Source organism: Bifidobacterium amazonense (assembly GCF_018555435.2).
GTDB lineage: Bacteria > Actinomycetota > Actinomycetes > Actinomycetales > Bifidobacteriaceae > Bifidobacterium > Bifidobacterium amazonense.
This window is the reverse complement of sequence record NZ_JAFEJT020000035.1, coordinates 23,664-32,482: the sequence shown is the minus strand read 5'-3', so window position 1 is coordinate 32,482 and position 8,819 is coordinate 23,664. Positions and strand designations below refer to the sequence as shown.

Genomic DNA, 8,819 nt, shown 5'->3' with positions numbered 1-8,819 from the left:
GCATCCGTCGCGAAGTTCGTGGACATGGAGCGCGAGGCGATCGCGGACGCCTGACCGAACCATACGACGGCATATCTCGGTTATCTGTCTTAGCGGAAGGGATGAGTTTGACGATCGAGAGGCTGATATCGGCTGCTGCACGAGTCAGTTGAACGATCGAGAGGCTACTTCCTACGGTCAGCCGGTGTGAACGGCAGTAGGATCCCTTGATATTCCGCGCATGACATGGCCGAATGTGCTCCGTCTGGTCGGCTGGTGGCCTCTCGATCGTCGAACTGACCGGGGCAACGTGCCCAATCAGCCTCTCGATCGTCAAACTCATCCCTTCCGCTAAGACAGATAACCGAGATATGCCGTCGTATGGTTCGGTCAGGCGTCCGCGATCGCCTCGCGCTCCATGTCCACGAACTTCGCGACGGATGCCTCGACCGAATAATACTCCTTCGTGTGCGCGGCGTACCGGGCGCCCCACTCGGCCAGCTCGTCCGGGTGGTCGATCCACCAGTCGATGCGCCGGGCGAGCGCGGCCGCGTCACGTACGGGGAACAGGGACTCATCCAGCAGCGCGAACTGTCCGGCGGCACTCAGTTCGGATGAGGCGATCACCGGCACGAGACCCGAGGCCATGCCCTCGATCACGCTCAACGATTCGATGTCCACGATCGACGGGTGCACGAACAGATCGCACGAACGCAGCAGCGCCGGCATGTCGTCGTTCCGGTGAAAACCGATCGACGCGGGCCGGTTGAGCAGCATCTTCGCCCGCAGGCGCAGATACCGTTGCAGCGGGCCGGTGCCGCAGATCGTCAGTTCGATGTCCTTGGCGTGCCGGCAGCGGGCGATCGCCTTGATGAGCGTGATGTGGTCCTTCTCGTGCGTGAGCCTGCCGGACGCGACGATGCGGAACGGCACGGGTGCTGGCTCTCCGGCCGCACGCTGGGTTTTGGGCGTGAACCGGGACGTGTAGCCGTTCGAGATCACGTGCAGCTTGGCTTTGTACCCGTGCGCGCGCAGCTGGCCGGCGATCATCTCGGTGGGCGTATGAATGTGCCCGATGCCGCCGTACAGCCACGCTTTGAACAGCCAGTACAGAAAATCGGACATACCGGGCACGTGGCGCAGCGGGCCGGCCGAATACGTGACGTTCTCCGGCTGCAGGTGGAAGCCCGCGGTGACGGGAATGCCCATGGCGCGCGCGGCCCGGGCGGCGTGGCGGCCGAATCGGAACGGCAGATAGATATGGACGACGTCCACACCACGGAATGCGGCGCGGAACAGGGTCTCGCTGGGCTCGGCGAACTGCATCTGCTGCTTGGCGGCCACCCACGAGACGAGCGGCACGCGGCTGACGCGAGCCGGATATTCGGGCGCACCGATGCCGACGAGACGCACGTGATGCCCCTGGCGTTCGAGTTCGTGCGCGTATTGCAGCGCCGAATTGGACGTGCCATTGCCCTTGTTGCCGATCGTGTCCATGACGAGCGCGATGGTCAGCGGTCGGTCGATCCGCGCTTCTCGCTCTCCGACGGTTCCGCCGTCGTTTCCCGTATGTTCAAGCATTGCCCCATCCTATCGCCGCCGCCGACCAGCCGATCGGGCTCACACCCGCATACTCGCGTGGCGGTTTTCTCGCACTGACCACCACTCAGTGAGAGAAAACCGCCACGCAATGCCAGGAGCGGCGGGCGGCGGGACATGGCACAATGAAGGGCATGAGTGATATGAACGTTTCCCCGGTTTCCGCATCCTCCTCCCCCGCCACGGCTCCCGCTTCCGCCGGCCGCACGCTGGGCACGCCGCTGGGCGCGCACCCGACGCGCGTGCTGTTCCTCGGCGCGGGCGAGCTGGGCAAGGAGGTCACGATCGAGCTGCTGAGGCTCGGCGCGTGGGTGTGTGCGGCCGATTCGTACGCCGGCGCGCCCGCGCAGCAGGTGGCGCACGAACATCGTGTGCTCGACATGGCGAACGCGGCCGAACTGCGCGCGCTGTTCGACGAGGTCAGGCCGGATATCATCGTGCCGGAGGTCGAGGCGATCGCCACCTCGGAGCTGGCCGATGCCGCCGCTCGCGGCATCCAGGTGGTGCCGAGCGCCGAGATCGCGGCGATCTGCATGGACCGCGAGCGCCTGCGCGTGATCGCGCACGAGGAGCTGGGCCTGCCGACCACCCCGTACCGGTTCGCCGGCTCGCTGGAGGAGCTGCGTGCGGGTGCTCTCGAAGTGGGATATCCGTGCGTGGTCAAGCCGATCATGAGCTCGTCCGGCCACGGTCAGTCGGTCGTGCGTTCGGCGGATGCGATCGACGCCGCTTGGACGGAGGCGCAGGAAGGTCGCCGCGCGTCCGGCGAGGGCGATGTGTCGCGTGTGATCGTCGAGGCGCTGGTGCCGCTCGACTATGAACTGACGGTGCTGACGGTGAGCTCGTCGGCCGGGATCGTCACCTGCGCGCCGATCGGTCAGCGTCAGGAGTCCGGCGACTACCGCGAGTCGTGGCAGCCGGCCGCGACGGACGCCACCGTGCTGGAAACCGCCCAATCGATCGCGCGCCGCGCGGTCGAGGGTCTGGTCGCGAAGGCCACGGCGAGCGGCGAGCACGGCTGGGGCGTGTTCGGCGTGGAACTGTTCGTGCTGACGGACGGTTCGGTGCTGTTCAACGAGGTGTCGCCGCGTCCGCACGACACCGGCATGGTGACGATGATCTCGCAACGGCTGAGCGAGTTCGCGCTGCATGCGCGCGCGATCCTGGGGCTGCCGGTCACGGCCGGCCATGTGGCGTTGGCGATGCCGGACGGCAAGGTCGCGGCCAGCCATGCGATCGTCGTGGCGGGCGACGGCGAAGCGGAGTTCTCGAACGTGCCGGCCGCGCTGGCCGAGCCGGACACCGATCTGCGCATCTTCGCCAAGCCCGAGGTGCACGGCCATCGTCGCATGGCGGTCGCGCTGGCGATCGGCTCGTCCGCGGACGACGCACGCGCCAAGGCGGCCCGTGTGGCGGACTCGCTCGATATCGCGGTGCGTTAGGTCGTCACGGACAGTCGGTACTGAATAGCCAGTACTGAACAGTTCGATACTGATGGGGGCCGGTTTCGGCTGATGTCTGCAACGATGTGCAATCGTGCAATATCAGCTGGAACCGGCCTCATCCGTCGGAGACGATGACCATTTGCGTGTCGCTGTCATGACAGCTATGACGGCTGCGCGCGCTTCGCATGATTCCGCGTGACAATGGAGTCACCGGATACGACGAAGGAGGCTTGCCATGACTGGGAAGAGCCGAGTCCGCGCATTGGTCATAGCAACGGTGCTGTTGTGCGCATTGCTGTGCGTGGCGATCATTTACGGACGGCCCCGACGGACCGGAGGCGGTGGTGAGACCGGAGGCGGCGGCGCGGTCGCGGCGAATTGTTCGATCAGTTATGCGAAGTCGTACGACTCTCCGCAGGCGTATATCGATGGAGTCAAACCCGATCTTGTCGCCAAGGCGACACTTGGGGAGCCTCGCTTGTCCATGAACGGTCGCACCGTATCGTTCACGGCGCATCTGTTGGACGTAAAGTCCGGCGACGATCGGGCCGGCGACGATGTGACGCTGGATTTCGAATGCGGTTCGGTCGCCTCGTTCATGCCGGACGGATACGAAACCGGCGACGAGGTGATCGTGCTCGCCAACGACAGCCGGCTCCGTCAACCGGAAAGCGTGTGGCCGTTCGACGAACAGACGTATGACTCATTGACCACGCAATGATCGCACAATGATCATGCAATGACCGTCGCCGCATGACGCCGTCCGCGGCGACGACGGCCGATCGGCCGCGAACGGTGTCATGCCACTCCGAAACGAACCGGTTGTAGCCCTTTATTGGTACCCTTTTACCGTTAGTTCACCCAGAAATTCCGCTGATTTGAAAGGCAATCATGGAGAAACTGGAAAAGCTCTACGAGGGCAAGGCCAAGCAGCTGTACGCAACCGACGACCCGGAGATCCTGTGGGTCGAGTACAAGAACACCGCTACGGCCGGCGACGGCGAGAAGAAGGAGGACTTCACCGGCAAGGGCCGTCTGAACAACCTCATCACCACCATCATCTTCGACCTGCTCAAGGCCCGCGGCATCGACAGCCACCTCGTCAAGCGCGTGAACGACACCGCCCAGCTGGTGCGCAAGATGGACATGTTCCCGCTGGAGATCGTGCTGCGCAACACCGCCGCCGGCCACTTCTGCTCGCGCCTCGGCGTCGAGGAGGGCCTGCCGCTCAAGGAGCCGGTGCTCGAGTACTTCCTCAAGAACGACGACCTGCACGATCCGTTCGTGAACGACGACGATCTCGTGGCGCTCGGCGTGTGCACGCGCGAGGATCTCGCCGAGATCGCCCCGCTGGCCCGCCGCATCAACGAGGCCCTGATCGACATCTTCGCGAAGATCGACGTCAAGCTCGTCGACTTCAAGATCGAGATGGGCCGCGCCTCCGACGGCACGCTGCTGCTCGCCGACGAGATCACGCCGGACTCCTGCCGCCTGTGGGATCAGCGCGACCACTCCGGCAAGGTCGAGCACCTCGACAAGGACCTGTTCCGCCGCGGTCTCGGCTCGATCATCCCGGCCTATGAGGAGATCGAGGGCCGTCTGGCCGAACTGGCCAAGTCCGAGGGCATAGAAGTCGCCTGACATTCGTTTTTCTGGCTCCCCCTGATCGGCAGAGGGAGCCGATTTTCGTTTTATTTGACGCTTTTCAACCATTTGCAAGAAAGGATTTCCATGGTTTTTCGCGTGTACGTGGAAAAGAGGCCCGGCTTTGACGTCGAGGCGCAGCAGCTCGCCGGCGAGCTGCGCACGATTCTCGGCATCAGCGGGCTCACGTCCGTGCGCATCGTGAACCGTTACGACGTGGAGGGCATCAGCGAGGAGCTGTTCGCCCAGGCCACGCCGACCGTGTTCAGCGAACCGCAGGTCGACACCGTGTCCAACGATCTGCCCGATTTCGGCGACGCGAAGGTGTTCGCCACCGAGTTCCTGCCCGGCCAGTTCGACCAGCGCGCCGATTCGGCGAGCGAATGCATCCAGCTGATCTCGCAGGGCGAGCGTCCGACCGTCCGCTCCGCCAAGGTGTACGCGCTCTCCGGCGAGCTCACCGACGCGGACGTCGCCGCGATCAAGAAGTACGTGATCAACCCGGTCGAGGCACGCGAGGCGAGTCTCGAGACCAAGGAAACCCTGAAGACCGCCGTACCGACCCCCGGCAAGGTCGAGGTCATCTCCGGCTTCAACGAGATGGACGCGGCCGCCGGCCAGAAGTTCATCGACGAGCGCGGTCTTGCGATGGATCTGGCGGATCTCGAGTTCTGCCAGAAGTACTTCGCGGCCGAGCAGCGCGAGCCTACGATCACCGAGATCAAGGTCATCGACACGTACTGGTCCGACCACTGCCGTCACACGACGTTCGGCACCGAGCTGGACGATGTGGTCATCGACGACGCGACCGTCAAGGCCGCGTTCGAGCGCTATCTTGAGCTGCGTCACGAGCTGGGCCGCGACAACAAGCCAGTGTGCCTGATGGACATGGGCACGATCGGCGCGAAGTGGCTCAAGAAGAACGGCATCCTCACCGGCCTTGACGAGTCCGAGGAGATCAACGCCTGCACCGTCAAGGTCAAGGTGGATGTCAACGGCGAGGATCAGGACTGGCTGTTCCTGTTCAAGAACGAGACGCACAACCATCCGACCGAGATCGAACCGTTCGGCGGCGCGGCCACCTGCATCGGCGGCTGCATCCGCGACCCCCTGTCCGGCCGCTCCTACGTGTATCAGGCGATGCGCGTCACCGGCGCCGCCGATCCGACCGTGCCGGTCGCCGACACGCTGGAAGGCAAGCTCCCCCAGCGCAAGCTCGTGACCACCGCGGCCGCCGGCTACAGCTCGTACGGCAACCAGATCGGCCTCGCCACCGGCCAGGTCGACGAGATCTACCATCCGGGCTACGTGGCCAAGCGCATGGAGGTGGGCGCGGTCGTGGCCGCCACCCCGGCCGATCACGTGCGCCGCGAAACCCCGGCTCCGGGCGACAAGATCATCCTGCTCGGCGGCCGCACCGGCCGTGACGGCATCGGCGGCGCGACGGGCGCGTCCAAGGCGCACAACGTGGAGTCGCTCGAGCTTGACGGCGCCGAGGTGCAGAAGGGCAACGCGCCGGTCGAACGCAAGCTGCAGCGTCTGTTCCGCCGCGGCGATGCGTGCCGTCTGATCAAGCGCTGCAACGACTTCGGCGCGGGCGGCGTGTCCGTGGCGGTCGGCGAGCTCGCGGACGGCCTGTACGTCGATCTCAACACCGTGCCGAAGAAGTACGAGGGCCTGGACGGCACCGAGCTGGCGATCTCCGAATCGCAGGAGCGCATGGCCGTGGACGTGGCCGCCGACGACGTGGACGAGTTCCTCGGCTACGCGCGCGAGGAGAACCTTGAGGCCACCGTCATCGCGACCGTGACCGAGGATCCGCGCATGGTGATGACGTGGAACGGCGACGAGATCGTCAACCTCTCGCGCGAATTCCTCGCCTCCAACGGCGCGTCGAAGCATCAGGTCGTGCACGTCGAGGAGCAGCAGGCGTACGCGACGCCGGCCGCGTGGCGTGAAGGCTCGCTCGCCGACCGCATGCGCGCGGTCGTGACCGACCTCAACGTGGCGTCCAACAAGGGCCTGTCCGAGCGTTTCGATTCGACGATCGGCGCGGGCACCGTGCTCATGCCGTTCGGCGGCCGCCGTCAGCTCACCCCGAACGAGGCGATGGTCGCCAAGTTCCCGGTGTTCGGCGAGACGACCACCGCCTCCGCCATGGCGTGGGGCTTCAACCCGTACATCATGAGCGCGAACCAGTTCACCGGCGCCTACCTGTCGGTGGTCGAGTCGCTCGCCAAGCTCGTGGCCGCCGGCTTCGAGCATGAGAAGGCGTATCTGAGCTTCCAAGAGTACTTCGAGAAGCTGCGCGACGAGCCGGAACGCTGGGGCAAGCCGACCGCCGCCGTGCTCGGCGCGCTCATGGCGCAGATCGACCTTGGCGCCGGCGCGATCGGCGGTAAGGATTCAATGTCCGGCACGTTCGAGCATCTCGACGTGCCGCCGACCCTGATCTCCTTCGCCGTGGCCGTGGGCAACATGAAGCGCGCCACGTCGCCGGAGTTCAAGGGCGCCGACCATCGCGTCGTGCGCATCGCGCCGCGCTATCTCGCGGACGGCATCACACCGGACAAGGATGCGCTGCTCGAGGCGTTCTCGATCGTCGAGGAGCTCGTCGACTTCCACGACGCGCTGGCCGTGTCCACGCCGGGTTACGGCGCGACGGCCGAGGCGCTGTTCAAGATGACGCTCGGCAACCGCATCGGCGTGTCGCTCAACGATTCGATCGCCGCGGACGACCTGTTCACGCCGGCGTACGGCTCGTTCATCATCGAGCTTGCGGACGACGCGAAGCTGCCGGCCGCGTCCAACCTCGTCGAAATCGGCGAGATCGGCACGACGACCGCCGCATACGAGCTGCGCGCCGCGGGCGAGACGCTTGATCTGGATGCGATCCAGGAGGCGTGGGAGTCCGGCATCGAATCCGTGTTCCCGTACCGTTCCAAGGGTGCCGATAAGGGCGCGACCGTCGAGACGGTCACGTTCGAGACGCCGAAGAAGACCGTGTACGTGGGCGCTCCGGTCGCCAAGCCGCACGTCGTGATCCCGGTGTTCCCGGGCAACAACTGCGAGTACGATTCGGCCGCCGCGTTCGAACGCGCGGGCGCGGACGTGTCGACGCTGATCGTGAACAACCTCACGCCGGCCGCCGTTGCCGAGTCGACGCAGGCGCTGGTCGAGGAGATCAACAAGAGCCAGATCGTGATGATCCCGGGCGGTTTCTCGGGCGGCGACGAGCCGGACGGTTCCGCGAAGTTCATCACCGCGTTCTTCCGCGCCCCGGCCGTCACCGAGGCCGTGCGCGACCTGCTCAAGAACCGCGACGGCCTGATGCTCGGCATCTGCAACGGCTTCCAGGCACTCATCAAGCTGGGTCTGGTGCCGTACGGCGACATCGTGCCGATGACCGAAGAGTGCCCGACGCTGACGTTCAACACGATCGGCCGCCACCAGAGCCGTCTCGTGCGCACGCGCGTCGCGTCGAACCTGTCCCCGTGGCTGGCGAAGACTTCCGTCGGCGACATCCACACGGTCGCGATCTCCCACGGCGAGGGCCGTTTCGTCGCGTCCGAGCCGGTGCTCGACCTGCTCAAGACCAATGGCCAGATCGCCACGCAGTACGTGGACGAGTCCGGCGTGCCCGGCATGGATCTCGACGTGAACCCGAACGGTTCGCTGCTCGCGATCGAGGGCATCACCAGCCCGGACGGCCGCGTGTTCGGCAAGATGGGCCACTCGGAGCGTTCCGGCAACGGCCTGTACGTCAACGTCCCCGGCAACAAGTACCAGCCGCTGTTCGAGGCCGGCGTCGAGTACTTCGCCGCGTGATGGTCCTGCGGTCAGGTGATCTGATCGCCTGATCACCTGACGATCAAACACATCCCGGCTCCCCTCCTCGCGAGGGGAGCCTTTTTAACTATTTAACGGACATACAGCCGGTTTTAGGGGTTAAATCGGCCGTATGTACGTTGAAAGGTGAATCATCGCAGCCCAGCCTCGTTTGGCAGCCTGTTCTGCCGTTGCCAATTCAGCCATCATCATGATCTTTCCGATGGAACCCGCAAGACCATCTGCACCTTGTGCACTGGACGGGCTCATGGAATTGGGGAATACACTGCCGGCGATCGCTATTTCGGCAGGCACACAACTTGA

General features: G+C 65.1%; 5 protein-coding genes. 4 read left to right on the top strand and 1 reads right to left on the bottom strand.

Translation table 11 applies throughout. The features are described from left to right. Positions 1 to 369: 369 nt before the first annotated feature. Positions 370 to 1,560, bottom strand: a complete 1,191-nt coding sequence (locus tag JS533_RS08775; protein ID WP_241514043.1) for a glycosyltransferase — start codon at positions 1,558 to 1,560, stop codon at positions 370 to 372. Positions 1,561 to 1,721: 161 nt separating this feature from the next. On the opposite strand from JS533_RS08775, the gene purT reads away from it, so the two are divergent. The 4 genes from purT to JS533_RS08755 all read left to right on the top strand — a co-directional run bounded on the left by purT (position 1,722) and on the right by JS533_RS08755 (position 8,495). After that, positions 1,722 to 3,020: a formate-dependent phosphoribosylglycinamide formyltransferase gene (gene purT / locus JS533_RS08770; RefSeq protein ID WP_420838642.1), complete on the top strand. Its 1,299-nt coding sequence runs from the start codon at positions 1,722 to 1,724 to the stop codon at positions 3,018 to 3,020. 487 nt (positions 3,021 to 3,507) lie between these two features. After that, a complete protein-coding gene (locus tag JS533_RS08765) occupies positions 3,508 to 3,744 on the top strand; it encodes a hypothetical protein (protein WP_241514041.1) in 237 nt (78 codons plus the stop codon). Between the two features lie 170 nt (positions 3,745 to 3,914). Next, a complete protein-coding gene (gene purC, locus JS533_RS08760; RefSeq protein WP_033492923.1) occupies positions 3,915 to 4,664 on the top strand; it encodes a phosphoribosylaminoimidazolesuccinocarboxamide synthase in 750 nt (249 codons plus the stop codon). A gap of 90 nt (positions 4,665 to 4,754) precedes the next feature. Continuing rightward, positions 4,755 to 8,495, top strand: a complete 3,741-nt coding sequence (locus JS533_RS08755; protein WP_241514040.1) for a phosphoribosylformylglycinamidine synthase — start codon at positions 4,755 to 4,757, stop codon at positions 8,493 to 8,495. The last annotated feature ends 324 nt before the right edge of the window (positions 8,496 to 8,819 follow it).

Bases quoted from the DNA above. Each gene is read 5' to 3' on its own strand.
- JS533_RS08755 (WP_241514040.1), top strand. From the start codon at position 4,755: ATGGTTTTTCGCGTGTACGTGGAAAAGAGGCCCGGCTTTGACGTCGAG.
- JS533_RS08775 (WP_241514043.1), bottom strand. From the start codon at position 1,560: ATGCTTGAACATACGGGAAACGACGGCGGAACCGTCGGAGAGCGAGAA.
- purC (WP_033492923.1), top strand. From the start codon at position 3,915: ATGGAGAAACTGGAAAAGCTCTACGAGGGCAAGGCCAAGCAGCTGTAC.
- purT (WP_420838642.1), top strand. From the start codon at position 1,722: ATGAACGTTTCCCCGGTTTCCGCATCCTCCTCCCCCGCCACGGCTCCC.
- JS533_RS08765 (WP_241514041.1), top strand. From the start codon at position 3,508: ATGAACGGTCGCACCGTATCGTTCACGGCGCATCTGTTGGACGTAAAG.